General features: G+C 62.7%; 22 protein-coding genes. 9 read left to right on the top strand and 13 right to left on the bottom strand.

Going from position 1 to position 25,945, the window contains the following annotated elements; genetic code table 11:
• Positions 1-32 precede the first annotated feature (32 nt).
• Entirely contained in the window at positions 33-1,130 is a 1,098-nt protein-coding gene (locus KYK33_RS06975; protein ID WP_224432506.1) for a YdcF family protein, read from the top strand.
• A 157-nt stretch (positions 1,131-1,287) separates the two neighbouring features.
• Here KYK33_RS06975 and KYK33_RS06970 read toward each other — a convergent pair whose 3' ends face one another.
• A complete protein-coding gene (locus tag KYK33_RS06970) occupies positions 1,288-1,620 on the bottom strand; it encodes a DUF3634 family protein (protein WP_224432505.1) in 333 nt (110 codons plus the stop codon).
• A gap of 352 nt (positions 1,621-1,972) precedes the next feature.
• On the opposite strand from KYK33_RS06970, the gene KYK33_RS06965 reads away from it, so the two are divergent.
• Positions 1,973-2,497 carry a HutD family protein gene (locus KYK33_RS06965; protein WP_396021395.1) on the top strand — a complete coding sequence of 175 codons (525 nt, stop codon included), beginning with the start codon at positions 1,973-1,975 and terminating at the stop codon, positions 2,495-2,497.
• A gap of 15 nt (positions 2,498-2,512) precedes the next feature.
• On the opposite strand, the gene KYK33_RS06960 is transcribed toward KYK33_RS06965, so the two are convergent.
• Together KYK33_RS06960 and azu are read right to left on the bottom strand one after the other, a co-directional pair.
• Positions 2,513-2,716, bottom strand: coding sequence for a hypothetical protein (locus KYK33_RS06960; protein ID WP_224432503.1), 204 nt, complete (start codon positions 2,714-2,716; stop codon positions 2,513-2,515).
• A gap of 186 nt (positions 2,717-2,902) precedes the next feature.
• Positions 2,903-3,343, bottom strand: coding sequence for an azurin (azu, locus tag KYK33_RS06955; protein ID WP_042040269.1), 441 nt, complete (start codon positions 3,341-3,343; stop codon positions 2,903-2,905).
• Between the two features lie 305 nt (positions 3,344-3,648).
• On the opposite strand from azu, the gene KYK33_RS06950 reads away from it, so the two are divergent.
• From KYK33_RS06950 to KYK33_RS06920, 7 genes are all read left to right on the top strand, one after another.
• Positions 3,649-4,689 (top strand): FAD:protein FMN transferase, encoded by a 1,041-nt coding sequence (locus KYK33_RS06950; RefSeq protein ID WP_224432502.1) that lies wholly within the window; start codon positions 3,649-3,651, stop codon positions 4,687-4,689.
• A 122-nt stretch (positions 4,690-4,811) separates the two neighbouring features.
• Positions 4,812-6,476 carry a tetratricopeptide repeat-containing response regulator gene (locus KYK33_RS06945; protein ID WP_224432501.1) on the top strand — a complete coding sequence of 555 codons (1,665 nt, stop codon included), beginning with the start codon at positions 4,812-4,814 and terminating at the stop codon, positions 6,474-6,476.
• Between the two features lie 79 nt (positions 6,477-6,555).
• Positions 6,556-7,362, top strand: coding sequence for an exodeoxyribonuclease III (xthA, locus tag KYK33_RS06940; RefSeq protein ID WP_224432500.1), 807 nt, complete (start codon positions 6,556-6,558; stop codon positions 7,360-7,362).
• A gap of 184 nt (positions 7,363-7,546) precedes the next feature.
• Positions 7,547-8,029, top strand: coding sequence for a hypothetical protein (locus tag KYK33_RS06935; protein WP_224432499.1), 483 nt, complete (start codon positions 7,547-7,549; stop codon positions 8,027-8,029).
• A gap of 264 nt (positions 8,030-8,293) precedes the next feature.
• Positions 8,294-9,820 carry an efflux RND transporter periplasmic adaptor subunit gene (locus KYK33_RS06930; protein WP_224432498.1) on the top strand — a complete coding sequence of 509 codons (1,527 nt, stop codon included), beginning with the start codon at positions 8,294-8,296 and terminating at the stop codon, positions 9,818-9,820.
• 76 nt (positions 9,821-9,896) lie between these two features.
• A complete protein-coding gene (locus KYK33_RS06925) occupies positions 9,897-13,043 on the top strand; it encodes an efflux RND transporter permease subunit (RefSeq protein ID WP_224432497.1) in 3,147 nt (1,048 codons plus the stop codon).
• Between the two features lie 17 nt (positions 13,044-13,060).
• Entirely contained in the window at positions 13,061-13,423 is a 363-nt protein-coding gene (locus tag KYK33_RS06920; protein WP_224432496.1) for a copper-binding protein, read from the top strand.
• A 171-nt stretch (positions 13,424-13,594) separates the two neighbouring features.
• On the opposite strand, the gene KYK33_RS06915 is transcribed toward KYK33_RS06920, so the two are convergent.
• The 10 genes from KYK33_RS06915 to dnaK form a co-directional block, all read right to left on the bottom strand.
• Positions 13,595-14,608 carry a lipoate--protein ligase gene (locus KYK33_RS06915; protein WP_224432495.1) on the bottom strand — a complete coding sequence of 338 codons (1,014 nt, stop codon included), beginning with the start codon at positions 14,606-14,608 and terminating at the stop codon, positions 13,595-13,597.
• 101 nt (positions 14,609-14,709) lie between these two features.
• Positions 14,710-15,144 carry a DUF6691 family protein gene (locus KYK33_RS06910; protein WP_042040259.1) on the bottom strand — a complete coding sequence of 145 codons (435 nt, stop codon included), beginning with the start codon at positions 15,142-15,144 and terminating at the stop codon, positions 14,710-14,712.
• A gap of 12 nt (positions 15,145-15,156) precedes the next feature.
• Positions 15,157-15,570 carry a YeeE/YedE family protein gene (locus KYK33_RS06905; protein ID WP_224432494.1) on the bottom strand — a complete coding sequence of 138 codons (414 nt, stop codon included), beginning with the start codon at positions 15,568-15,570 and terminating at the stop codon, positions 15,157-15,159.
• Between the two features lie 423 nt (positions 15,571-15,993).
• Positions 15,994-17,004 (bottom strand): substrate-binding domain-containing protein, encoded by a 1,011-nt coding sequence (locus tag KYK33_RS06900; RefSeq protein WP_224432493.1) that lies wholly within the window; start codon positions 17,002-17,004, stop codon positions 15,994-15,996.
• Positions 17,005-17,031: 27 nt separating this feature from the next.
• Positions 17,032-18,447 (bottom strand): glycoside hydrolase family 32 protein, encoded by a 1,416-nt coding sequence (locus KYK33_RS06895; protein WP_224432492.1) that lies wholly within the window; start codon positions 18,445-18,447, stop codon positions 17,032-17,034.
• Positions 18,447-19,811 (bottom strand): sucrose-specific PTS transporter subunit IIBC, encoded by a 1,365-nt coding sequence (locus KYK33_RS06890; protein WP_224432491.1) that lies wholly within the window; start codon positions 19,809-19,811, stop codon positions 18,447-18,449. Before KYK33_RS06890 ends, KYK33_RS06895 begins: the two co-directional genes overlap by 1 nt.
• An 82-nt stretch (positions 19,812-19,893) precedes the next feature.
• Positions 19,894-20,850, bottom strand: coding sequence for an aminoimidazole riboside kinase (locus KYK33_RS06885; RefSeq protein WP_224432490.1), 957 nt, complete (start codon positions 20,848-20,850; stop codon positions 19,894-19,896).
• Between the two features lie 115 nt (positions 20,851-20,965).
• On the bottom strand, positions 20,966-22,456 hold the full coding sequence (locus KYK33_RS06880; protein WP_224432489.1) for a carbohydrate porin: 1,491 nt from the start codon (positions 22,454-22,456) through the stop codon (positions 20,966-20,968).
• A 264-nt stretch (positions 22,457-22,720) separates the two neighbouring features.
• Positions 22,721-23,863 (bottom strand): molecular chaperone DnaJ, encoded by a 1,143-nt coding sequence (dnaJ, locus tag KYK33_RS06875; protein WP_042042683.1) that lies wholly within the window; start codon positions 23,861-23,863, stop codon positions 22,721-22,723.
• A gap of 113 nt (positions 23,864-23,976) precedes the next feature.
• Positions 23,977-25,902 (bottom strand): molecular chaperone DnaK, encoded by a 1,926-nt coding sequence (gene dnaK, locus KYK33_RS06870; protein WP_042042684.1) that lies wholly within the window; start codon positions 25,900-25,902, stop codon positions 23,977-23,979.
• Positions 25,903-25,945 lie beyond the last annotated feature (43 nt).

Raw genomic sequence — 25,945 nt, 5'->3', positions numbered from 1 at the left:
GGTCTCTCCTCTCCCAACCAGGTGGACAGCTTATGGACAACCGACTCTCCCTCGCCGCCCTGCTCACGCTCAGTCTGCTCACCCCGACGGCGGCCTGGGCCGTGCCGGTACGCAGCCTGCAATCCGATCAGGATTACGGCCAGATCATCAGCAAGCGTCAGGTGGTTGATCAACTGCTCGGCGAGGCCAAACAGATCTTCGACTCCCCGGCCCGGGTCTCGGATGCGGGCTTCACCGCCAAGATGCCGAGCAACATGGAGCTCATCACCAACCGGCTGCTCGAAGCCTACCAACTCGAACCCTATCGCACCGACCTGCTCATCTCGGCGGCCAACGCCCAGATTTACAACGGCAAGATTGACCGCGCCATCTCCCTGTTTGAGCAGGCCCTGGTCGCGGCCCCGGATGATGTGGACTTGCTCTCCTACCTCGCGGTCTGGCAGCGCTTCAAGGGCAATACCGAGCGCGCCAATACCTACCTCGGCCAGCTGACGGCACGCAACCCGGGGCGCGAGGCCGACTTGCAGCGCATCTTTGCCACCATAGACAAGGTGGTCAAGACCCCCCTCAAGGAGCGGGCCGCGCGGGATCAGGACAAGAGTGGACGGCGCGCCATCGTCACCCTGGGCTATGCCCTCAACCCCGATGGCAGCATGAACGACATACTGCTCGGCCGCCTCGACACCACCCGCGCCCTGGCCAAGGCCGACCCCCAGGCCCTCATCATAGTGAGCGGCGGCGTGCCCCAGAATCGTCAGACCGAGGGCAAGCAGATGGCCGACTGGCTGGTGAGCAAGGGGATCAGTCGCTCGCGCATCATCGAGGAGAATTATGCCACCAGCACGGTGGAAAATGCCCTCTACAGCGCCTGGGTGCTGGCCCGCCATCAGATAGACAGCGCGACCCTGGTCAGCTCCGCCAGCCATGTGCGTCGTGGCCAGACCCTGCTCGAGATAGCCTGCTGGCAAACCGGCCCGGCCAAGATCCGCATCGACAGCGTCAGCTACCCGGACAAGCCCATCTCCAGCCTCGCCAAGGTGGAAGAGAGCGAGCTGCTTGGCATCTACCGCGACGCCTTGCGCACCTATGGCATGTGGAGCTATCGCTCGGCGCCCCTGCTGGAGCGCTGATGCGGCATGGCCCTTGTCGGCCGATGATGAGGGTTCGCCTGCACCCACGCCGCGCGGCCATCTCTGTGGCTCAGCCACATAACAACGAAGGCCCCACTGCTGGCAGTGGGGCCTCTCTCATATCACGTCGAGCGCCCTGTGAAATAGGCGACTTCGCTCAGTGGCGCTTGTGACCCGAAGGCTGCTTGGGCAACGGGCTGCGGTAATCCCCGTAGGGGAACACATTGCGCACCCGCTGTGCGATGGGCTCGGGGATGGAGCGGGAGAAGACGAGGCGCACCCCGTCGCCATCGCGCACCCCCCGAATGCGACCCCGCAGCGACTCTCGTTTCAGGATCTGCTCGAGTTGCGTGATGAAGGCAGGCGGCACCTTGCCCTTTTGCATCGTCAACTTGCCATGAGCCAACCTGAGGTCGAACAGGGGGCCGCGGCCCAGTTTGAGCAGCCACCAGATGAGGGCCAAGCCCACTATCAAGGATATCCAAGCCATCTTGCCTCTCCTTAAGCTTCATGAACTTGACTCAGCATAATCCTTATATCGCCCGCAGATAAACCCTCAACGCATGACGTTGCGGACAACGGTGACCATGACCACGCTACCTTGCGCGGCCCCTACGGCTCTTGGTCGCCAGGGAAGGGGGAGCGATCCCGCTCAGACAGATGTTCATCTCGGGCTGCCGCTACGTGAGTGCCGATGGCGGCATCCTGACAAACGCTGGAAAAAACCGCACTCGCACCGGGCAGGCTTGTCTGCACCCGTGTCGGGATGGTATCTCTGGGGCCAGACTCATGATGAGGGGAAAACCTTGTACCAACTGATCACAGTGGCCCAGCAGCGCAAGATGCCCTGGAAAAATGGCAAGGGCAGCACTGCCGAAATAGTGATAGCCCCGGCGGGCAGCTCCCTGGCCAAACTCGATTTCGATTACCGGCTGAGCACGGCCCCCATCAAGGAAGCCGGCCCCTTCTCCCCCTTCCCCGGTTATGCCCGCATCCTGCTGCCCATCAGCGGCGCCGGTTTCGTGCTCAACGGCCACCCCTATGCCACCTTCGAGGCGGCCCATTTTAGCGGCGACGATGAGACCCATTGCGCCTTGCTGAAAAAAGAGGTGACGGATCTCGGGCTCATCTATGACGCAACCAAGTTGGATGCCAATGTGCGGGTGCTGACCCTGCCCTTCTCCGTGCCCCTGACCCTGGAGTCTGCCCACACCTATCTGGTCACCCTGCTGGAGGGAAGCCTCAAGGTGGCGGAGCATGACCTCGCCAAGGGGGATACCCTGCTGGTCAGCGCGCAAGAGAGCATCATGCTCGAGTGCAGCAAGAAGGCCACCATTGCCTTCTTTACCCTGCGGCAACGGCAATAACTCCTCATCCCAAGCTCAGCGTTTTGGCGCGCGTCCTCCGCTGTCGAGGCAGGCCTGCATGGTGTCATAGGGTTGGTAGTGCTTGGTGCGGCTGTAGTAGGTACCGCCCTTGGGATGGCAGATGCCATTGCGGCTCTTCTTGACCGGGGGCTCTGCGGCCAACGCTATGGTGCATAGCAACATCAGACAACCGCTGATCACCCATTTTACTGCTCTCATTACCGCTATTTACCTGTCTCGCCACTGGGGACATGGCCCCGTTTGCCACTTATTCTATCCCGCCAGTGCGGCGGGAACTGCTCGCGGGGTCACGATACAGGGCCGTTTATGCAATCCGTTCGCTTGCAACATCAGCAGCATAAAAAAGCCGGGCAAGCCCGGCTTCTCTCATCTTGAGCCTCGCAATCAACCGACCTTGAAACTGCCTTTCATCATGGCCCAGTGGCCGGGGAAGGAGCAGAAGAAGGTGAGATCCTTGCCCGCCATCCCCTCGGTCGGGAAGGTGACGCTGGTGGTTTCACCGCCACCAATCAGCTTGGTGTGCGCCAGCACACGGGCATCATCCTTGGGCAGGTAGTGATTGTCCGGGCCCGCGCTCATGCCGGCGGTCGCCACGTCCTGGAAGTCCGCCGTGGTGGTCAGCGCCCAGTTGTGTCCCATGGCCGTGATCGGCAGCTTGCCGGTGTGCGTCAGGTTGATGGTCACCTCTTTACAGGTTGCCGGTACGCTCAAGGCCTTGGCGTTGAACTGCATGGCGTCGTTGGCTTCCACCGCCAGGGTACACTCATCGGCAAAAGCGGGCGCCGCCAGGGCACTCAGCAACAACAGGGGAATTACCTTTTTCATCATCCTCTCCTTTGGTTGGCAGACGATAGCCACAGTATTGCCTGGCTAGCTCGGGCCTTGGCAGACAAAGATGCTGTCTGAATCGACCTTATTGTACTCATTGGGTTCCAATCAACCAGGGTTTAGTCCCAAAGCTGCGGGCCAGATCACCGCCTGACGCCTCGCCCTTTTCCCCCAAGCTCAGCAATGCTTAATTTTACTGCCCCCGAACCAGGTGCCGGGCTCGCATCCCCCCTTGCCTTGCCTTAAGCTCTGCCCCTTCATGCCCCGGCTCCTCTGCCGGGCCCCGGATGAGAGAGGTGTTGATGCTAGTTCCTGCCTTGCGGCCCGGTTTCGGCCTGCTATTGGTCTCGTTACTCGGTATGCTGCTGACCGCTTGCCAGCCCAAGCCCCCAACGGCAACCCGCCTGCAAGGCCAAACCATGGGGACCTACTACGGCCTGACGCTGCCCGGAGGCTACCCAGGCGGCGATCCCGCCCTCAAGCAGGATATCGAAACCCTGCTGGGCCGCATGAACAAGGAGATCTCCACCTACGATCCGGACGCCCTCATCTCCCGTTTCAATCGAGGGCCGGTGGAACCTGCCACTGAGATACCGGCCGAGATGGCGCGCATCGTCCAGCAAGGCATAGACGCAGGCCAGCTCACCCAGGGCAAACTGGATGTCACCATAGGGCCCCTGGTCAATCTGTGGGGCTTTGGCCCGGACAAGCGACCAGTCAAGACGCCGAGCGAGGCCCAGATTGCCGCCGCCCGCCAGCGGGTCGGTATCGACAAGCTGAGCCTGACCCGGCAAGGGGAGAAGTACCTGCTTCGCAAGTCGATCCCGGATCTCTATCTGGATCTCTCCACCCTGGGAGAAGGGGCCGCCGCCGATGCCATCGCCCGGCTGTTCGATGACAAGGGCATCGAGGATTATCTCATCGAGGTGGCGGGCGCGGTGCGCAGCAAGGGGGTCAATGACAAGGGCCAACCCTGGCGCATAGCCATCGTCGAGCCCTCGGACAAGCCAGGGGCCTTCTCTGACATCGTCATGCCCCAGGGGATGGCGGTGAGTACGGCAGGCAGCTATCGCAACTACTACGAGCAAGACGGCGTGCGCTACTCCCACATCATCGATCCCGCCACCGGCCGCCCCGTGACCCATCGATTGGTGTCGGCCAGCGTCATCACCCAAGATGCCCTCGAGGCGGACGCCCTGGATACCGCCCTGGTGGTGATGGGCCCGGAGCAAGCCATGGCCTTTGCCAAGACGCACCAGCTGGCGGTCTATCTCATCATCAAGACGGATGAGGGCTTCAAGGCCGATTACAGCCCGCAGTTTGCGCCCTATCTGGTCAAGTAGCCCTGCCGACCAAGCAAGATGCCGGGCCCGTCACGGGCCTGGCAACTCCCCCACCTTTGCCAATTGCCTGATCCCGAACTTTGGTGGCACACTGACCTATCCCAGCCTCAAGACCCAGAGCCATGCCGACCCAGGACCCCGACCTCTCCGCTGGCGATGCGCCGCCCAAGCCTGCCCCCGTCAAGCCCCTGCGGCTGCTGTTGGTCGACGATCAGCGCGCCTTCCAGGTGATGATGAAGGCCATGCTGCAGAACATCGGCATCAATCGCATCAACTTTGCCAACAGTGCCGAGGAGGCGCGGCGCCGCTGCCAGAAAGAGAGCTTCGATGTCTATCTGTTCGATTACGATCTCGGGGGTGGGGAGAATGGCCGCCAGCTGCTGGAGAGTCTGCGCGACAAGGGGCTGATCCCGCCCCAGAGCGTGGTGATCATGGTCAGCAGCGACAACTCCAGGGCCATGGTGCTGAGCGCCCTCGAGGTCGAGCCCGATGACTACCTGATGAAACCCTTCTCCCAGGAGCAGTTCAAGTTTCGGCTGCGCCGGGCACTGGCGCGCCGTCAGGCACTGGAGAGCGTGTTCCGGGCGCTGGCCGAGGACAAACCCGAACAGTTGATCCGAGCCTGCGCCGAGCGGGCCGATGCCCTCCCACGATTTGCCAACTTCTGCCGCTGTCTGCAGGCCGATACCCAGCTCAGGCTTGGCCAGGCCAAGGAGGCGCGCAGCCTGATGCGCCAACTGCTGGCGGGTCAGGAGAATGGCTGGGCCCGGCTCACCCTCGGCAAGGCATGCCATACCCTGGGGCTCAATGAGGAGGCGGTGAGCCATCTGCAGGCGACCCTCAAACACCATCCCCTGATGGTGGAAGCCTATCGCTGGCTGGCCGAGGCGCAGCTTGCTCTGGGGGAGGAGGAGAGTGCCCAGCGCGAGCTCAAGCGGGCGGTGGAGATATCCCCCCACTCCGTGCTGCTGTCGCGCCGCCTGGCCGAAATCTGCCTGCAGCGTCACGACTACGCCCAGGCCCGGGATGTGCTGCTCACCCTCATCGACCTGTCCCGCAACTCCATCCACAGAACCCCTCACTATCTGGGGGCCTACATCCAGTGCCTGACCCTCTATGCCCTCAACAGCAATGACGGCTATCACATCGCCAATCTGCAAAAGCAGGTCAACTCGGCGCTGTCACGCATCCGCGACTCCCTGATGGTGAGCGAATTCAACTACCCGGTGTTCGAGCAGATCTGCCAGGCCCGGGTGCAGGTGGCCCTCGGCCAGCTCATCAAGGGCAAGAAGATGCTCTATCGCGCCAACCAGCATTGGCTGGATCAACCGGCCAGCATGCCGGTCGCCCTGCTCGGCGAGACGGTGCTTGCACTCTATCAACTCGGCGAGTTCGAGTACGCCGAGAGCCTGCAAGAGCTCCTGGCCGAAGACGAGGACCGGCTGCTCACCATCTGCATCCAGGCCACTCGCAATGACAAGACGGTGCAGGAGCGGCGTCAACGTTACCAACAGCTCAATGAGCTCGGCATCAAGGCCTATCAAGGGGGAGAGTTCGAGCAGGCCCTGACCCACTTTCGTGAGGCGCTGCGCCGCGCTCCCGCCAATACCGGGGCCGCGCTCAACAAGATACAGGTGCTGCTCAAGCTCATCGAGAAGCACCGCAAGAGCCCTGAATTTCCGAGCGAATGCAAGGAGACCCTGGCCATGCTGGATGGCATCCCCCTCAATCCCGCCCAGCAGGAGAGATTCCGCAAGCTGCGTCAGGAGTTCAGCCAGAGCCAATGAGGGGCCAGGCTTCGGGCTTGCATCGGCCCGGGATTCCTAGTCCAATAGTCACCTATAAAAACGACATGAGCACATCGACATGAAGATCATCTCTTTCAATATCAATGGCCTTCGCGCCCGTCTTCATCAGTTGCAAGCCATCATCGACAAGCACCAGCCGGACGTGATCGGCCTGCAGGAGATCAAGGTCCACGACGACGCCTTCCCGGTGGCCGACGTGGAAGCCATGGGCTATCACGTGGCATTCCATGGCCAGAAGGGCCACTACGGGGTGGCCATGATGAGCAAGCAGAAGCCTCTCTCCGTGCAAAAGGGCTTTCCGACCGACGCCGAAGATGCCCAGCGCAGGATGATCATGGCGAACTTCCAGCGCGAAGACGGCTCCATCATCACCGTCATGAACGGCTACTTCCCCCAGGGCGAGAGCCAGGATCACGAGACCAAGTTCCCGGCCAAGCAGAAGTTCTACGAGGACTTGCAACACTACCTGGAGACCCACCACAGCCCGGATGATCAGCTGGTGCTGATCGGCGATGTGAACATCTCCCCCACGGATCTCGACATCGGCATCGGCGAGGCCAATCGCAAGCGCTGGCTGCGGGACGGCAAGTGCTCCTTCCTGCCGGTGGAGCGCGAGTGGATGGAACGCCTCAAAGGCTTCGGCCTGACCGACACCTTCCGCGCCGCCAACCCCACCGAGTGCGAACGCTTCTCCTGGTTTGACTACCGCTCCAAGGGCTTTGACGAAAACCGCGGTCTGCGCATCGACCTCATCATGGCGTCCAATGCCCTCAAGGACACAGTGACCGAGACCGGTATCGACTACGAGCTGCGCGGCATCGAGAAGCCCTCCGATCACGCCCCCATCTGGGCCTGCTTCGCCTGATAAGGAGACCCCTTCCCGGCCTCTTGCCTGGCCCCAGGTTCGACCTGGGGCTCATGCCTCCCCCGCCTGTGCCCTGCCCCTCTTGCTTGCATTGTTGATGCTTGTCATCAAACCCCAGGCTTCGCCTTGACCTTACTCTGACGGCAAGCTTTATAGTGAAGCCATCCCTCGTCAGGAAAGTCCCATGCTGTCATCGAGATTGCCCACAGAGCGCATTGCCCGGCTGTTGCTGGGGCTCTTGCTCGTCTGCAATCTGACTCTCTGCATCAGCTGGCACGCAGCCCCCATCGCGCAGCCGGTCGCACTTCAGATGAGCCATGACGCCATGAACCATGGATTTACGGGGGCCGACCATGGCGCCCCTCCCCATTCAAGTACCCTGATGGCCGATGCCGACCACCCTGCTCCCCCCCTCGGCTGCCATGCCGTCAGCGGCGATCAGAGCCCCCATGATGAGTGCCAGTTGCAGTCCGTGGTGGGTGCCACCCTCTCGCTGTTGCTGGCTCTGTTGCCCCTGCTGGCCCTGCCCTTGCTGCTCTGGTTTGGCCAACGAGCGCTGCCCCAGCGCCTCGGTCTCTGGCTGCGCAATCCCTTCCTCTGGGAACAACGCTGCCACCCTCCCTCCTGGCCTCGCCGCCACCTGATGCTGTCGGTGCTGCGCCACTAGCCACACTTTCTCCCTGCCTGTTTTGTGCAAGAGGTGCCCTCGGCCGACCTTGCACGACGTGCTGTGCGTCAAGGACCCCGGTCTCTGACGCCCCTTTGCCGCCCAACGCTATCGCTGCACTCCTGACACAAGCAACCCGCCCTGGGGGTTGCCGACCCGGATGCGCCTTGGCCGCGCGGCTTGACCAGAGAGAAGAAGTATCATGTCAGCAACCAATATTGCCCTGCGTCCCTGCGCCCCCGCCTCCTGTGCCGGAGGCTTGTCATGACCAAGACACTGCCGCTATCCCTGCTGCTGCTCGCCCTCGGCGCCGGTGGGGGTTACTGGGCCGCCAAACAGAGCACGGACAGTGGGGCCAAAGAGAAGGCACCGCTCTACTGGGTCAATCCCATGGATCCCCGTGACAAGCGCGATGGCCCCGCCAAGGACAACATGGGCATGGACTTCCTGCCGGTCTATGAGGAGCGCCAAGATGGCTCTCCCGGCACCCTCACCATCAGCCCGGAGATCCAGCAAAATCTGGGGGTCAGGCTGGCCAAGGTCGAGTTGGCCCCCGCCTATCAGCAGATAGAGACCGTGGGCTATGTGGGATATGACGAGGAGAAGCTAGAGGCCATCAACGCCCGCATGGCAGGCTGGATCCGCACCCTGACCATCAAGAGCGAGGGGCAGAAAGTGGCCAAGGGCAGTCTGCTCTACGAGATCTATGCCCCGGATCTGGTCAATGCCCAGCATGAGTACCTGCTGGCCATGGGCAGCAACAACCCTCTGCTGCTGCGCGCCGCCACCGGCAAACTCAAGGCCCTGCAGGTCCCCCTCGAGCAGATTGAGCAGCTCAGGCGCAGCCGCAAGGTGAGCGAGACCATCCGCATCTATGCCCCGAGCAGCGGTTATGTCTCGGATCTCAAGGTGCGCGAGGGTCAATACGTGGAGCCCGCCGCCGCCCTGTTCAGCCTCGGTACCCTGAGCCAGGTCTGGGTCAGTGCCGAGGTGTTCGAGCGTCAGGCGGGCCAGCTCAAGGTGGGCGATCCCGTCACCATGAGCCTGGATTACGCCCCGGGCCGCCGCTGGCAGGGCCGGGTGGATTACCTCTACCCCACCCTGGACGCGGGCAGCCGCACCCTCAAGGCGCGACTGCGCTTTGACAATAAAGACGAGTTCTTGAAACCGAACATGTTTGCCAAGGTGAGCATTCGCAGCGGCCATGGTCGGCCCCGTCTATTGGTGCCAAGCGAAGCGGTGATCCGCACCGGCAGCCAGGACCGACTGGTCCTGGCGCTGGGCGAAGGGCGCTTCAAGTCGGTGGCGGTCACCCTGGGGGCCCAGTTTGGCGACCAGTTGGCCATCATCGACGGGGTCGAGGCCGGGGACAGCATAGTCCGCTCGGCGCAGTTCCTGCTCGACTCGGAATCGAGCATAGATTCGGACTTCCAGCGCATGACGGCGCTGCGTCCCAGCCAGGTCTGGACTCAGGGTGAGGTGCAGAGCATCGATCTTGCCAACCGCACCCTGGGGGTCGCCCACCAGCCTATCCCCGAGTGGCAGTGGCCCGCCATGGAGATGGATTTCGCCGTGGCGGAGGGGGTCGACATCAGCCAGCTTGGCCAGGGTCAGACCCTGCATCTGCAAGTGGAGCAGGAGGGGGACCAGTACCGCATCACCACCATAGATCCGGAGAAATCCACCACAGCACCCTCGACCGACCAGCCAGCGCCAAAGGTCAGCAGTGCCCCCAAGGATGGGATGGAAGGGATGGATCACAGCCAGCATGATATGGGGGCCAAGCCATGATCCCGTCGATCCCTTGCCGCTTTACTAGCCACCATGCCCTGCCGTTCACGCCACGCCAAGAGGGAGGAGCCAGGCCATGATCCCTTCCATTATTCGCTGGTCCATCGGCAACCGCTTCCTGGTGCTGCTGCTCACCGCCATGCTCACCGCCTGGGGGCTTTGGTCGGTCAAGCAGACCCCGGTCGATGCCTTGCCGGATCTCTCCGACGTCCAGGTGATCATCAAGACCCCCTACCCGGGTCAGGCGCCCCAGGTGGTGGAGGATCAGGTCACCTATCCGCTCACCACGGCCCTGCTCTCGGTACCGGGGGCCACCACGGTGCGCGGCTACTCCTTCTTCGGCGACTCCTTTGTCTATGTGCTGTTCGATGACAAGACGGATCTCTACTGGGCCCGCGCCCGGGTACTGGAGTATTTGAGTCAGGTGACGGCCACGCTGCCCCCCTCGGCCAAACCACAGCTAGGCCCGGATGCCACCGGGGTGGGTTGGGTCTATCAGTACGCCCTGCAAGACAAGAGCGGCCAGCATGACCTGGCCCAGCTCACCTCCTTGCAGAACTGGTTTCTCAAGTACGAGTTGCAAACCGTGCCCGGCGTCGCCGAGATAGCCACGGTCGGCGGCATGGTGCGCCAGTATCAGGTGCGGGTCGACCCGGACAAGCTGCGGGCCTACGGCATTCCCCTCTCCCTCATCAAGACCGCCATCGAGCAGGGCAACCAGGAGACGGGGGCCTCCGTCATCGAGATGGCCGAGGCCGAATACATGGTGCGCGCCAGTGGTTACATCCAGGGCGTGGCCGATCTCAAGCAGATCCCGCTCGGCACCCTGGTGCGTGGCGCCCCGCTGCTGCTGGGGGACGTGGCGGATGTGGTCATCGGTCCGCAGATGCGACGCGGCATTGCCGAACTCAATGGCGAAGGAGAAGTGGTGGGGGGCATAGTGGTGATGCGCTACGGCGAGAATGCCCAGCACACCATCGACGGGGTCAAGGCGAGGCTCGCCGAGCTGAAGAAGAGCCTGCCCGCCGGGGTGGAAGTGGTCACCGTCTATGACAGATCCGATCTTATCGCGCGGGCCATCGACAACCTCTCCGGCAAGCTGCTGGAAGAGTTTGCCGTGGTGGTGCTGGTCTGTCTCGCTTTCCTGTTCCACCTGAGATCCTCGCTGGTGGTGGTGATCACCCTGCCCATCGCCATACTGGTGGCCTTCATCATCATGCACCTGCAGGGGATCAACGCCAATATCATGTCGCTCGGGGGCATCGCCATCGCCATCGGCGCCATGGTGGATGGCGCCATCGTCATGATAGAGAACGTCCACAAGCACCTGGAGAAGACCCGGCTCACCGACCAGAACCGCTGGCAGGTGATAGCCCAGGCGAGCATAGAGGTGGGGCCAGCCATCTTCTTCTCCCTGCTGATCATCACCATGAGCTTCTTGCCGGTGTTTGCCCTGGAGGCCCAGGAAGGGCGCATGTTCCATCCGCTGGCCTACACCAAGACCTATGCCATGGCGGCGGCGGCGGCGCTGGCCATCACCCTCGTTCCCGTGATGATGGGTTACTTCATTCGCGGCAAGGTGCTGCCGGAGCAGGCCAACCCCCTCAACCGCGCCCTGACCCGGGGCTATATTCCGCTGCTGGGTGCCGTGCTGGCGCGCCCGAAAACCACCCTGATGGTAGCGGCAGCGGTGACGGTGGCGGGCTTCTGGCCGCTCAACTATCTCGGCTCGGAATTCATACCGCCCCTGGATGAGGGGGACATCATGTATATGCCCACCACCGCGGCCAATATCTCGGTGGGCAAGGCGCGGGAGATTTTGCAGCAGACCGACAAGCTCATTCGCACCGTGCCCGAAGTACAGAATGTGTTTGGCAAAGCGGGACGCGCCGACACCGCCACCGATCCCGCCGATCTGGTGATGATGGAGACCAGCGTCCAGCTCAAGCCCCGGGATCAGTGGCGCCCCGGCATGACCCCGGAAAAGCTGAAAGAGGAGCTCGACGCGCTGATCCGCTTCCCCGGTCTCACCAACGCCTGGGTACCGCCCATCAAGACTCGCATCGACATGCTGGCCACCGGTATCAAGACCCCGGTCGGCATCAAGATAGCCGGGCCCGATCTCAAGGTGATCCAGCGACTCGGCCAGCAGCTTGAGCAGATAGTCGGCAAGGTAGAAGGGGCCGCCTCCGTCTACGCCGAGCGGGTGGCGGGGGGCCGCTACGTCAAGGTCGACATCGACCGGCAGAAGGCCGCTCGTTATGGCCTCAGTATCGCCGAGGTGCAGGGGGTGCTCGCCACCGCGGTCGGCGGCATGGAGGTGGGTGAAACCATTGAGGGGCGCGAGCGCTACCCCATCAACCTGCGCTATCCCCAGAGCTATCGCGATTCGGTGGCCAGTCTGTCGCTGCTGCCCCTGGTGACCCCCAAGGGGGAGCGCATCGCCCTGGCGGACCTGGCCCGGATCTACATCAGTGACGAGGCCCCGATGCTCAGAAGCGAAAACGCGCGACTCGGTGGCTGGGTCTATATCGACATCAGAAACCGGGACATCGGCTCCTTCGTGGCCGATGCCAAGGCGCAAGTCGCCGAGGCACTGGTGTTACCCCCCGGCTACTCCCTCAACTGGTCCGGGCAATATGAGTACATGGAGCGGGCCAAGGCACGCCTCGCCTATGTGGTGCCGCTCACGGTCGCCATCATAGTGCTGCTGCTCTATCTGGCATTTCGCCGCATCCAGGAGGTGTTGCTCATTCTCATCACCCTGCCACTCGCCGTGGTCGGCGGTATCTGGACCCTCTGGCTGCTCGACTTCAACCTCTCGGTGGCGGTGGGGGTGGGCTTTATTGCCCTGGCCGGGGTGGCGGTGGAGACCGGGGTGCTGATGCTGGTCTACCTCAACCACGCCTGGGATGAGCTGGTTGCCCAAGGCAAGCCGGACAGAGCCGGGCTGCACAGGGCCGTCATCCAGGGCGCGGCCCTGCGCCTGCGTCCCAAGATGATGACGGTGGTCACCATCATCGCCGGCCTCCTGCCCATCATGTGGAGCCAGGGTACCGGCTCGGAGGTGATGCAGCGCATCGCCGCCCCCATGATAGGCGGCATGGTGAGCGCACTGGTGCTGACCCTGCTGGTACTGCCCGCCGCCTATTACCTGTGGCGCAGCCACAGCCTTGACCGGCTGCCACCCTCCGCACCGATCAATTCAGACTTTCGCGAATAAACGACGAGGACAAGATCATGAACTACCAGACGCTGACCCTGACATTGCTGCTCGGCCTTGCCACCCACACCGGTCTGCAAGCCGAAGAGATGATGAGCCATGAGGGTCATGACATGAGCCAGATGAGCGACATGCAGGACATGAACGAGATGACGGAGAGGGTGATGACCAAGGGGGTCATCAGCCGCATCGATGCGGCCAATCACAAGGTGGGGATCAAACATGAGGCCATCACCAACCTCAAGATGCCGCCCATGACCATGGTGTTTACCCTGGCCGATCCCGCACAGCTCCAGGGGCTCACCGTCGGCGATGCGGTCAGCTTTCACGCAGAACAACAAGGGGGCAAACTGATCCTGACTCGGCTACGCAAACAATAAACCGGCGAACAGAGACCAAGACGGCGGGCCATGTGCCCGCCGTCTTGTTTCATCAACCGGGGCTAGTGCCCAGCGGGTTTCGCTAAACTTGCCGGTTTATCCTGCCGGACAGGCCTTGGCAGGCCTGCTAGGCCATCGAGTAAAACCGGTGCGTCGCTCGTATCTACCAGATTAACGGACTTGTTGCACCAGCCAGGCCATCAGCTCCCTGAGCATCGGCTCTGCATGAGGATACTCGGCCACTAGCCTCTGCCCGAGAAGATCCAAGGCCTCTGGCCGATAAGCGCTCCCTTGCAGGCCCTGCGCCAGGGCTTCCAGAGGCGCCAGATCCAGGCTGTCGCTGAACAGTTGCACTCCGCTGATCTGCCCCTGCGCCACATCGAAATGCAACTCGACCCCGCCCCAGACAAAGCGCTCGCTCAGGGTATGGCTGAAGGCTGGCGCCTTGCCAAAATTCCACTCCCAGCTCCCCTGATGGGCAAATTGCGACGGGAAACCGGGCAGATCCGGCAGCTGGGTCGGGGAGATAAATTCCGGCAACACCCGAGTGCCATAGTGGTCAAAAAAGGCCTCGCTCAGCGCCTCCACCAACTGCTCATGAGTGATCTCTGCGCCGAGTTCACTCAGGTTGGCAACCCGGCCTCGCACCGAGCTTATCCCCTTGGCAGCCAGCTTCTTGGGGTCGGGGTTGAGGTAGTCGGCAAGGCGGCCCAGATCGGCGCTGCGCAGCACAGTGCCGTGGTGAAAGCCGCGATCCTGAGTCTCTCTGTAGGCCGAGCCCGATATCTTGCGATCTCCCTCCGGGGTCGAGACCAGCAGGTCATTGCGCCCCGAGGCGAATGCCTCTATGCCCAGAGACGCCAACCCCGCCAGCACGATGGCGGTGGAGATGCTCTTATCGTACTCGGGCTTGCCCGCCATGAAGGTGAAACAGCTGTTGCCAAGATCATGGAAGACGGCACCGCCTCCGCTGCTGCGCCTGGCCAGCTTGATGCCGTCTCGCGCCATGTGGCGGGTGTTGCACTCCTTCCAGGGATTCTGGCCACGGCCGATCACCACGGTATCCTGGTTGCGCCACAGGAAGAGCACCCGCTGGCCCGCATCCATCTGGCGAAAGATGCACTCCTCCACCGCGAGGTTGAACCAGGGATCGAAAGAGTCAGAAATAAGCAAGCGAAGGGGCATGAGGGTATCCTCTCTGTCAGTCGAGGAGTCATGATAACAGCCCGGTGCCGTCTGGGGCGACCGGGCTCAGCAAGTGATGAAGGAGCTGGTTGCGACAGGGATCAGGCACCAGCAGCCAGGAGACGATCGACGCCGAGCAAGCCCACGGCCATGGCCAGCACGAACAGGGCGATGAGTGGCTGTTCCGTGCCCAGCATTGTCACGCCGAGCAAGGCAAGGCCGGGGCCTGGACAGATGCCGAGCAGACCCCAGCCAACCCCGAACAACGCCGCCCCTCCAACCAGGCGGGCATCGACTCGTCCCGTGGGAGGCGCGGGCAATGGCGTGCCAGAGAGGCTCTGGCGGCGGGGTTTGACAAGCCAGGCATAACCGGGCGCAAACACCAGCAAGGCGCCCCCCATCACGAAGGCAAGGCTGGGATCCCACTGACCGAACAGGTCGAGGAAACCCATGACCCTGGCCGGATCCACCATGCCGGAGACAACGAGCCCCAGCCCAAACAGCAGACCGGATAACAGACTGATCAGATTGCTCATCTCATCGACTCCTCACAACAGATGCAGGGTGACGAACAGGGTAGCAATGCCGCTCGCCATGAAGGTGAGGGTCGCGACCAGGGAGCGCATCGATAACCGCCCCAGACCGCAGATCCCATGACCGCTGGTGCAGCCATTGCCGAGCCGGGTGCCCACCCCCACCAGCAGACCCGCCAACAGCACCAGAGGCCAGGCTGGCAAGGCGGCAAAATCGGGCAAGCGGGCCAGCCCCAACATGGTGGCGAGAGGCCCTCCCAGCATGAGCCCCAGCAAGAACAGCCAGCGCCAGGCTTGCCGGCTCTGCAGGGCGGTGGCGAAGATGCCGCTGATCCCCGCGATACGGCCATTGAACAGCAGCAACAGCAGAGCGGAGAGGCCAATCAGCATGCCTCCGGCCAGGGATAACCACCACGGGTTTGCCATCATTTCAACTCCTCATCCTGAACCGATGACGCGAAGCATAGCGTCCACCGGCCTGCTCTCTCCTCACGGCCCCACTGTCTAGCGTGGCCACACAACCCAATGAATCTTGCTCGCCTCAATTAACGCCTTGCCGCGCTCATCCTGCATGCAATGCTTGGTCGTTAAATTAGAATTCACTAATGTTAAAGGCATTTTAGCGTCAGCCATTAAATTAGCAATACCTGATTTAATGGCGCATTTGGTTGATGTGCAAAGGAGAAGATCCACGCATGACGGAGCCAGGGAGGCGGCCCATCCATGCCGGACAGGCTGAAAAGTCTCATACGAGATCAATTGGCACTGAAGGGAGGATGCTCAAAATAGAACGTCCCCTGCACGGCAGCGCAGGGGACGTTGAGAACCATCAGGCTTGAAACCCAGGACGTGTTATCGGCGGCTGCGCCAGCGCACTCTGGGGGGGATCACCTGGGCGGTCTGTGGGGGGGGATTGCCCGCGATCAGCTGCTGCATCAGCTCGAAGGCGGCCCGGGCCAGGGCTGGACAATCCTGGGCCACGGAGTCGATGCGCATGGGAATGCAGTCGAGCAGATCGTGATCGTCGAAGGTACAGAGCCGCATCCCCGTCTCCATCAGCCCTGCCTCGTTGAGGTAGCGCAGCACCCCTTCCAGCAGAGTAAAAGAGGCGGTAAAGAGCCCGCGGGGGGGCGCCCCCAGCTCGGCCACCAGCTCGGCCATCAGCTGATAACCGGAGCGCGGCTGATAGTCGCGATGGCGCACCTGGCTCTGTGGCGCCTCCAGCCCGGCGCGGTGCAGGCCCAGCTCATAGCCCGCCAGCCGGTGGCGGCTGGGGGAGAGATCCAGCAGGCCGCCGAAGTAGTAGATCTCCTCCCCGCATTCGCGGGCCATGTCCTGCACCAGCTCGGCGGTCGCCTTGCAGGCGTCCGAAATGACCATGGGCAGACGCGACTGGCCGATATGGCGGTCGAGCTGCACCACCGGCAGGCGGTCGTGAATGCGGGCATAGATGTCGTCGCTGTGGCCGCTGGAGGCGACGATGAGGCCATCCACCTGACGGCTGATGAGGTTGTCCACCACCCGCTGCTCCAGGGTGGGATCATCCTCGGAGCAGGCAATGAGCAGCTGGATCCCCGCCTCCCGGCAGTGGGCCTCGAGGGCACGCGCTATGCTGGCGAATCCGAAGTTGGTGAGATCGGGGATCACCAGCCCCCAGGTGTAGCTGCGGGTCTCGCGCAGGGAGCGGGCATGAAAGCTCGGCTGGTAGTGACACTCATCCGCCACCGCCTGGATCCGCTTGCGGGTATCGTCGGCAATCCTGTACTCCGCACTCTTCCCGTTGAGCACCAGACTGGCGGTCGCCTTGGAGACCCCCGCCAGTTCGGCTATCTGGGCAATCGTGATCCGTTTCTTCTTCTCCACCTGGCCTCCCGGCTGACTCGCACCGGGCTATTGTACTAGGCAAGCCGCCAGCGGCCAGTGATCGAGGCAAATTTTGCAGCCCCCGCCCGCATTCCCTGCCGATAGCTGCGGCTTTTCACCGGGGAAGTAGCGCGCCGACAGGCTCTGGCGCCCCTGATCCACGAAGCACTCCAGACTGGAGCTGTCGCACAGCACGGTGATCTTGCCTCCAAGCCAGGGGGCGGCCCTCTCTTCCCAGACCCCGCTCTGCCAGTTCTGGCGCCGCAGGGTGATGCGCCCCGGCTGCCACACCAGCTCGGCCACGGCGCCGAACCAGAGGCTGCCCTCACCGCCAAGCGCCAGATCGAGCCAGGCCGTGTCGATGGCCAGCCCCGGAAATTCGCCAAGCGTCCCCTCGAAGCGGGTCTGCTCTCCCTTCAATGCCGCGAGCTCTCCTACCGGCCGCTGGCAGAGCCATTCATCCTGCCAGAACAGCTCCCGTGGGCAGCTCATCTGATGGATCCAACCATAGGGGATGGTGGGCTGGCTCATCTCGTTCTCCTCCGGCAGCCCCAGCCAGCCGAACAGCAGGCGCCGGCCCTGGCTATCCAGTGTTGTCTGAGGGGCATAAAACTCGAAGCCCCTGTCCAGCTCGTGGAAGGCCCCGTGCTCGAACTGCTCGCCGTCGAAATCCCCCGCCAGCCAGCCGCACTGATAGAGGTTGCGGTAATACTCCCCTTGCGGGGCTATGCCCTGAGGGCAGCAGATCAGCAGATGGCGATCCCCCAGGGGGAAGAGATCCGGGCACTCCCACATATAGCCAAAGTCCCCGAGACCACCGCGCCCGCTGCCGGCGATGGGGCCCACCAGCGTCCAGGCATCAAGTGCGTCGCCGCGATAGAGCAGCACCTCACCCTTGTCGTCCAGGGTGCGGGCCCCCAGCACCATGAGCCACTGCTGGCCGTCGTGCCACACCTTGGGGTCGCGCACATGGCCGCTGTAGCCTTGGGGCAGATCGAGCACGGGGCCCAGCTTGGCAAAACCGCCCTCACCGTCGGCGCGGGCCAGACACTGGAAGGCGGTGCGGCTGCCATCCGGGTATTTGACGTTGCCGGTGTAGACGAGGGTCAGGCGCCCCTGCTCGTCGCTCACCGCCGAGCCGGAATAACAGCCGTGGCTCTCATAGGCCTCGGTGGGCAGGAGCGCCACCGGCTCGTGCTGCCAGTGCAGCAGATCGGTCGAGGTGACGTAACCCCAGCCCTTGTTGCTGTGCTCGCAGCCGAGCGGATTCCACTGGTAGAAGAGGTGGTAGCGCCCGTCGTGCTCGATGAAACCGTTGGGGTCATTGAGCAGCCCCACCGGGGCTGCCAGATGCCAGCGGGGCCTATGGGGATCGGCCGCCGCCTTGAGCTGTCCGGCCAGCAGGGACCGGACAATCTGGTTGAGGAGATAAGCGTCCTTCATCACTCCACCTTGTACTTGAGCAGGTAGGAGGCGGCGAAGGCGGCACCGAAGGCGATCACCAGTCCGATGATGTAGTGGATGAGGCTCATGGGCTGGACGATTGCCATGCCCGGAATGCCGGTCAGGCCCACCGCCGTCATCCCCACCTTGGCCGCCACCACGTAGGCGCCGCCGCAGGCACCGCCGAACAGACCGGCCAGGAAGGGTTTGATGTAGCGCAGGTTGACGCCGAAGATGGCCGCCTCGGTGATGCCGAGCAGGCAGGACATGGCGGCCGGCACGGCAATGGCCTTGATCTTCACATCCCGGGTCTTGAAGTAGACCGCGAGGCAAGCGCCGCCCTGGGCCACGTTGGCCATGGCCCAGATGGGCAGCAGGAAGTTGACGCCTATGGCCGGGTTGGTGAGCAGCCCCGCCTCGATGGCGTGGAAGCTGTGATGGATGCCGGTGATGACGATAAGGGAATAAGTCCCGCCGAATACCAGACCCGCCAGCCAGCCAGCCTGCTCATAGAGGGCGCTCAGACCAAAGGAGATGCCATCCCCCAGCACCCGCCCCGCCGGGCCGATAAAGAGCAGCGCCACGAAACCTGTGATGATGACGGTGAGAAACGGGGTGAGGATGAGATCCAGCGCATCCGGGATGCGCTTGCGCAGCTGTTTCTCCAGGTGCGACATGAACCAGACCGCCAACAGCACCGGGAAGACGGTGCCCTGGTAGCCGATCATGGCCACATCCAGCCCGAAGAAGTCCATGGTCTTGAAGCCCCCCGCCACGCCCCAGGCGTTGGTCAGTGCCGGGTGGGTGAGGATGCCGCCAAGAGTCGCCCCCAGATAGGGGTTGCCGCCAAATTCGCGCGCCGCGGTAAAGCCGATCAGGATCGGCAGTATGATGAAGGCTGCCGAGCTGAACATGTCCAGCATGACGAACAGGGCGCTGTCGGCATTGACCCAGCCGTAGGTGCGCACCATGCCGAGCAGCCCCATCAGCAGGCCGGAGGCGACGATGGCCGGAATGATCGGCACGAAGATGTTGGAGAGGGTCCGCGCCAGCCGTTGGGCCACATTGAGCTTGGCCGTCGCCAGGTCGGTCAGCTCCGCCTTGCTGGCGGTGCCGGTCCCAGTCAGGGTGACAAACTCGGCGTAGACCTTGTTGACCAGACCGGTACCGAAGATCACCTGAATTTGACCCGCGTTGCTGAAGCACCCCTTGACCCCGTCCAGCTTGTCGATGGCGGCCTTGTTGACCTTGCTGTCGTCCGCCAGCACCAGCCGCAGCCGGGTGGCGCAGTGAGCGGCGCTGACGATGTTCTCCTTGCCCCCGAGCAGGGGCACCAGATCCTTGGCTATCGCACTGATATTCATAATCTTCCTCTTATGACCCACCGTCTGGCGGGCCCTTGTCACATGAGAGTAGGGGCTGTTGAGCCGGGCTTCTAGCCGCAGATCAACGGCCGCTTGCGCTCGATCGCAAAAATTCATCTAGCTGGGTGCGGGTGGGTAGCGCCGTCATGGCCCCCTTGGCGGTGGTGGCGAGCGCCCCGCAGCCGTGAGCCTGAGCCAGGATGGCGGGCAGCTCGCTCAAGGCAGGCAACCGATCCCCCTCTGCCAGCGCGGCCAAGAGACCCGCGACGAAGGCATCTCCCGCCCCCGTGGTGTCGAGCGGGGTCACTTTCTGCCCCACCCACTCCAGCAGATCGCCACCTATGCGGGCCACCACACCGGCCGCCCCCCGGGTCACCAGCACCAGGGCCGGGCCCGAGAGGGTGGCGAGTCCCGCGGCCAGATCATCCTCGCCGCTCAGCAGTTGCAGCTCCTCCACCGAGAGCTTGACCACGTCCGCCAGGGCCATAGCCGCGCTAACCTGCGGTAGCATCTCGGCCGGGTTGCCCCACACCTCGGGGCGCAGGTTGGGGTCGAAGCAGACCCGTCCTCCCGCCGCCTTGATGGCCGCCATGGCCTGCAGGCAACTGCTGCGCACCGGCTCGTTGGCGAGGGCGATGGAGCAGGTGAGCAGCCACTGACCGGCCTCGAAGCGGGGCAAGTCAGCCGGTTCGAGGAACTGGTCGGCACTGGGGCGCACCATGAAGGTGAAGCTGCGCTCCCCCTCTTCATCGAGCGCCACCAGCACCGTGGAGGTTCGGTGGGCCGGATCCTGGGTCAGATGACGGATATCGACGCCCTCGGCCACCAGGGTATCGGCCATAAAGCGGCCGAAGGGATCGGCGCCGACCCGGCCGATAAAGGCCGATTCACCGCCGAGCCGCGCCACCCCCACCGCCACGTTGGCGGGGGCACCGCCCGGACACTTGAGGTAGTGCAGCTCCCCTTCCGGGATAAGATCCACCACCGCATCCCCCATTACCCACACACGATTCCCCACCTTGCTACTCCACTGCTGCATCGGATCCACTGCCAGAGCCGGGCTCTGTTCTCTTGGTCGGCATTATCAGCTAAACCGTTTTAGCTAACCAACAGATCCCGGCACCGTCTGCCATTTTTGTGATCGGGATAACGAACTAGAACCAGGTTTCCATCTGTATGCCGAAGTTCCACTCACCACCGGCGGTGAAGTCGCTCTGGCCCATGGCATCGTCACTGGCGTAGTTGTCGAGCTCGGAGGACCAGTCCATCCAGGTGGCGAATACCCGCAGCTCGGGCCGCTCGAAGAAGCCGACGGTCTGGGCCTTGAAGGTGGGGGCGAAGGTGAGCTTGGTGAAGTCGCCACTCACCGCCTGACGACCCTTGTAGCCCTTGGGATCGAGATCCATGTACTGCCAGGCGGCCTCGTAGACCAGCTCGACGTTCTGGCTCAGCACCTGGGCCACCCGGGTATTGAGGGTCAGCCACTGATACTCGTCCCCCTTCACGTAGCGATCCTGGCTCTGCTCCGCCAGCAGGGCCGGGGCCAACCGCCAGCTCGGGTTGAGATCCGTGGCACCAAACAGGGCGACCCGCACCGCGTCGGCATCGGGCAGCAGCTCGCTGTCGGAGCCCAGTCCCTTGAGCTCGGCTCCCAGGCCATGGCCGTAGAGCACGGCGGCCTTGGAGAAGCCGGGATTGATGCCAAAGAAGCTGTCGCCATGGTAGGCCACCAGGGTGTGAGCCCCCTTGTCTGCCGCCTCGCTTCCCTTGCCACCGTCGTTGATGCGCGCCTCGTTGTCATTGGCCGAGAGACCGCTGAGCATCCACTGCCAGTTGCCGACGCGGTTGTTCATGGTGAGGATGTAGCTCTCTATGTCCGAGAGATCGCTGGCGCTGATGTCGCCGTAGTCGCGGCCGTAGAGGGAGAAGTTCGCCTTCCAGCTATCGGTCAGCTGCACGTCGTAGACGCCGCCCCCTGTCCCGGCCAGGAAGACCACGTCCGAGTCGAGCCAGTGGATGTCGAAGTTGTCCCGATCGAAGCGCTTGCCCGCCCACAGCACCGCATTCTTGAAAGCGCCATCGAAGCTCGCCAGATTGCCTATTTCGGCAAATACCTGGCGGGTATTGAGGCTGGAATCGCTGGCGGTCCAGTCGTTGCTGGTCTCCACGCCATCTGCCAGCATCAGCTTGTAGCGGGCCCAGCTGCCGTCATCAAAGGTCTGGGTCTTGAGCAGATTCGCTTCCATGTAGGTGTCGTCTTCGTTGCCAAGCCGGCCCACGGCCCCCCCCACAGAGCCGGCCGGCGTCACATAAGGGCCGCCGCGCCCGCCGTTGCCGTTGCTGTTGACCAGGAGGCCCGAGCGGGCATAGCCGTGAAACTCGAAGCCCTGGGCACCGGCGGTCTGCTTGTCCACCTTCTCGCTCTGGGCCTTGGCCACCACGGCTGTCTCCCGGGCTTCGCTCGCCTTGCTTTCGGCCTGGTCGGCCCGCGCTTCGGCGGCGGCGGCGCGGGATTCAGCCGCCTGCACCCGTGCCTCCAGCGCCGCCAGACGCGCCTCGATACCGCCCTCGGCCGCCCACAGCGGGCTGCTCATCCCCAATCCCAGCGCCACCGCCAGCGCCAACTTGCTCTTGAACATCGTCATCTTCCTCACCTGTCATCTGCCGCCCGTCCGGGCGCTGTTGTTATGGACGAGCAGAGCATAGCTAAACCGCTTTAGCTAACTCAATATGCCAGCTAAACCGTTTCAGCCACTTGTGATCAGAGTAACGTTTGCACAGGGAAAACCGCCGGGAGTTGTGAGGAGGATCCCTCATCGGGATCCACTCAATAGGGCGGATCCGAGGCGAAACGCGGGCAAAAAAAGAGCCGGCACAAGGGCCGGCTCTTTTTGTCAACGGGGCTGAACTCAGCGGGTCAGGTCGTCGAAGAAGCGTTTCACCCCTTCGAAGAAGCCTTCCGATCTCGGCTTGTGGGTCTTGGCGGCGGCGCCGCTGAACGACTCGTCCAGCTGACGCAGCAGCTCTTTCTGAGACTCGGTCAGCTTGACCGGGGTCTCGACCACCACCTTGCACATCAGATCGCCGACCTGACCGGAGCGCACGGACTTGACGCCCTTGCCGCGCAGCCGGAACATCTTGCCGGTCTGGGTCTCTGAGGTCACCTTCAGCTTGACTCGGCCATCCAGGGTCGGCACTTCAATTTCACCCCCCAGGGCGGCGGCGGTGAAGCTGATGGGCACTTCGCAGTAGAGGTCGTTGCCATCGCGCACGAAGATGCCGTGCTCTTTGACATGCACCTGCACGTAGAGATCCCCGGCCGGTGCGCCGGACTCTCCCGCTTCCCCTTCGCCGGAGAGACGGATGCGGTCACCGGTATCGACCCCAGCCGGGATCTTGACCGACAGGGTCTTGGTCTTCTGATAGCGCCCTTCCCCATGGCACTTGCGGCACGGATCCTTGATGATCTTGCCGCGGCCATGACAGTGCGGACAGGCTTGTTGTACCGCGAAGAAGCCCTGGCGCATCTGCACCTGGCCTGCACCGTGACAGGTCGGACAGGTCTGGGCATGGCTGCCGGTGTGGGCACCGGATCCGTTACAGACCTCGCAGTGCACCTGAGTCGGCACCTTGATCTCCTTGGAGACGCCACGCACCGCCTCTTCCAGGGTCAGCTCCATGGTGTAACGCAAGTCAGAACCCCGGGCCGGGCCACGACGGCCACCGCCACTGCGACCACCGAAGATGTCGCCAAAGATATCGCCGAAAGCATCACCGAAATCGGCACCGCCGCCAAAGCCGCCGTGGCCACCGCCACCCTGGCTCTGATCCACACCGGCATGACCGTACTGGTCATAGCGGGCCCGCAGATTTTCGTCGGTCAGGATCTCATAGGCTTCCTTGACCTCTTTGAACTTCTCTTCGGATGCGGCATCACCCTGGTTGCGATCCGGGTGAAACTTCATCGCCAGACGCTTGTACGCCTTCTTGATCTCGCGCTCGTCGGCACCCTTGGCCACCCCGAGCACTTCATAGAAATCGCGCTTTGACATACTCATCCTATTGCGTTGTCAGCAGTTATGCAGACGGGCGTTGGTCACCCAACGCCCGTAAATTCAATGATTAAGCCGATGGGCAGAGCGGGCTCTGCCCATCTGGGTGTGGCTTATTTCTTGTCGTCTTTCACTTCTTCGAACTCGGCATCGACCACGTCGTCGTCGGCCTTGGCAGAAGAGGCGGAGTGACCGGCATCGGCACCGGCGCCTTGCGCCTGAGCCTGCTGCTGGGCAATCTCCATCAGCTTCTGGGAGGCTTCCATCAGAGCCTGTTGCTTGGCTTCGATTTCCGCTTTGTCGTCACCCTTGATGACGGCTTCCAGTTCGGAGAGTGCAGTTTCGATCTTGGTCTTGTCGTCGGCGGGCAGAGCCTCACCGGCTTCGGTGACCTGCTTGCGGACCGAGTGGACCAGACCGTCAGCCTGGTTGCGAGTCTGCACCAGCTCTTCAAACTTCTTGTCTTCTGCCGCGTTGGCTTCCGCCTCGCGTACCATGCGTTCGATCTCTTCGTCGGACAGACCGGAAGAAGCCTGGATGGTGATCTTCTGCTCCTTGTTGGTCTCTTTGTCCTTGGCAGAGACGTGCAGGATACCGTTGGCATCGATGTCGAAGGTCACTTCGATCTGCGGCAGACCGCGCTGCGCCGGACGGATGCCTTCCAGGTTGAACTGGCCCAGAGACTTGTTGTCGCTGGCGCGCTTGCGCTCACCCTGCAGCACGTGAATGGTCACGGCAGACTGATTGTCTTCGGCAGTGGAGAACACCTGGGACTTCTTGGTCGGAATGGTGGTGTTCTTCTCGATCAGCGCCGTCATCACGCTACCCATGGTCTCGATACCCAGAGAGAGCGGGGTGACGTCCAGCAGCAGCACGTCGGTCTTCTCACCGGACAGTACCGCGCCCTGAATGGCAGCACCCATGGCCACGGCTTCGTCCGGGTTGACGTCTTTGCGCGGCTCTTTGCCGAAGAAGTCAGCCACAGTCTTCTGCACCATAGGCATACGAGTCTGACCACCCACCAGGATGACGTCGTCGATCTCGCCAACCGCCAGACCGGAGTCTTTCAGGGCGGTGCGAACCGGCTCCAGGGAGTCTTTCACCATGTCTTCCACCAGGGATTCCAGCTTGGCGCGGGTCACCTTGATGTTCATGTGTTTCGGACCTGTGGCATCTGCGGTGATGTACGGCAGATTCACGTCGGTCTGCTGGGCGGAAGAGAGCTCAATCTTGGCTTTCTCGGCGGCATCTTTCAGACGCTGCAGGGCCAGCTGGTCGTTGCGCAGGTCGATGCCCTGCTCACGCTTGAACTCGTCAACCAGATAGTTGATGACACGGTTGTCGAAATCTTCACCACCCAGGTGGGTGTTACCGTTGGTCGCCAGCACTTCGAAGGTGGTTTCCCCTTCGACTTCGTCGATCTCGATGATGGAGATATCGAAGGTACCGCCCCCTAAGTCATAGACGGCAACCTTGCGCTCACCCTTGACCTTGTTCACGCCGTAGGCGAAGGCCGCAGCGGTCGGCTCGTTGATGATGCGCTTGACGTCCAGACCGGCGATGCGACCGGCATCCTTGGTAGCCTGACGCTGGGCGTCGTTGAAGTAGGCCGGTACTGTGATAACGGCTTCGGTCACTGGCTCGCCCAGGTAATCCTCGGCAGTTTTCTTCATTTTCTTCAGCACTTCGGCAGAGATCTGCGGCGGTGCCATTTTCTTGCCTTTCACTTCTACCCAGGCGTCACCGTTGTCAGCCTTGGCGATGGCGTACGGCATGATCTTCAGGTCACGCTGCACTTCTTCATCTTCGAAACGGCGACCGATCAGACGCTTGATGGCGAACAGGGTGTTCTTCGGGTTGGTGATGGCCTGACGCTTGGCCGGCTGACCAACCAGGATCTCGCCATCATCGGCATAGGCAATGATGGACGGAGTAGTACGATCGCCCTCTGCGTTCTCGATCACGCGAGCAGTGTCGCCATCCAGAATGGCGACGCAGGAGTTGGTAGTACCCAGGTCAATACCGATGATTTTACCCATTTGACGAATCTCCAAATACTTAGATTAAACAGGCGAAGCGCTC

This window comes from Aeromonas rivuli (assembly GCF_020149575.1).
GTDB lineage: Bacteria > Pseudomonadota > Gammaproteobacteria > Enterobacterales > Aeromonadaceae > Aeromonas > Aeromonas rivuli.
Note: the sequence above shows the minus strand (reverse complement) of the source record. Positions and strands in the feature narration are given on the sequence as shown.

Excerpts from the sequence above, each read along its gene's own strand:
- KYK33_RS06975 (WP_224432506.1), top strand. The coding sequence starts at position 33 with ATGGACAACCGACTCTCCCTCGCCGCCCTGCTCACGCTCAGTCTGCTC.
- KYK33_RS06970 (WP_224432505.1), bottom strand. The coding sequence starts at position 1,620 with ATGGCTTGGATATCCTTGATAGTGGGCTTGGCCCTCATCTGGTGGCTG.
- KYK33_RS06965 (WP_396021395.1), top strand. The coding sequence starts at position 1,973 with ATGCCCTGGAAAAATGGCAAGGGCAGCACTGCCGAAATAGTGATAGCC.
- KYK33_RS06960 (WP_224432503.1), bottom strand. The coding sequence starts at position 2,716 with ATGAGAGCAGTAAAATGGGTGATCAGCGGTTGTCTGATGTTGCTATGC.
- azu (WP_042040269.1), bottom strand. The coding sequence starts at position 3,343 with ATGAAAAAGGTAATTCCCCTGTTGTTGCTGAGTGCCCTGGCGGCGCCC.
- KYK33_RS06950 (WP_224432502.1), top strand. The coding sequence starts at position 3,649 with ATGCTAGTTCCTGCCTTGCGGCCCGGTTTCGGCCTGCTATTGGTCTCG.
- KYK33_RS06945 (WP_224432501.1), top strand. The coding sequence starts at position 4,812 with ATGCCGACCCAGGACCCCGACCTCTCCGCTGGCGATGCGCCGCCCAAG.
- xthA (WP_224432500.1), top strand. The coding sequence starts at position 6,556 with ATGAAGATCATCTCTTTCAATATCAATGGCCTTCGCGCCCGTCTTCAT.
- KYK33_RS06935 (WP_224432499.1), top strand. The coding sequence starts at position 7,547 with ATGCTGTCATCGAGATTGCCCACAGAGCGCATTGCCCGGCTGTTGCTG.
- KYK33_RS06930 (WP_224432498.1), top strand. The coding sequence starts at position 8,294 with ATGACCAAGACACTGCCGCTATCCCTGCTGCTGCTCGCCCTCGGCGCC.
- KYK33_RS06925 (WP_224432497.1), top strand. The coding sequence starts at position 9,897 with ATGATCCCTTCCATTATTCGCTGGTCCATCGGCAACCGCTTCCTGGTG.
- KYK33_RS06920 (WP_224432496.1), top strand. The coding sequence starts at position 13,061 with ATGAACTACCAGACGCTGACCCTGACATTGCTGCTCGGCCTTGCCACC.
- KYK33_RS06915 (WP_224432495.1), bottom strand. The coding sequence starts at position 14,608 with ATGCCCCTTCGCTTGCTTATTTCTGACTCTTTCGATCCCTGGTTCAAC.
- KYK33_RS06910 (WP_042040259.1), bottom strand. The coding sequence starts at position 15,144 with ATGAGCAATCTGATCAGTCTGTTATCCGGTCTGCTGTTTGGGCTGGGG.
- KYK33_RS06905 (WP_224432494.1), bottom strand. The coding sequence starts at position 15,570 with ATGATGGCAAACCCGTGGTGGTTATCCCTGGCCGGAGGCATGCTGATT.
- KYK33_RS06895 (WP_224432492.1), bottom strand. The coding sequence starts at position 18,447 with ATGAAGGACGCTTATCTCCTCAACCAGATTGTCCGGTCCCTGCTGGCC.
- KYK33_RS06890 (WP_224432491.1), bottom strand. The coding sequence starts at position 19,811 with ATGAATATCAGTGCGATAGCCAAGGATCTGGTGCCCCTGCTCGGGGGC.
- KYK33_RS06885 (WP_224432490.1), bottom strand. The coding sequence starts at position 20,850 with ATGCAGCAGTGGAGTAGCAAGGTGGGGAATCGTGTGTGGGTAATGGGG.
- KYK33_RS06880 (WP_224432489.1), bottom strand. The coding sequence starts at position 22,456 with ATGACGATGTTCAAGAGCAAGTTGGCGCTGGCGGTGGCGCTGGGATTG.
- dnaJ (WP_042042683.1), bottom strand. The coding sequence starts at position 23,863 with ATGTCAAAGCGCGATTTCTATGAAGTGCTCGGGGTGGCCAAGGGTGCC.
- dnaK (WP_042042684.1), bottom strand. The coding sequence starts at position 25,902 with ATGGGTAAAATCATCGGTATTGACCTGGGTACTACCAACTCCTGCGTC.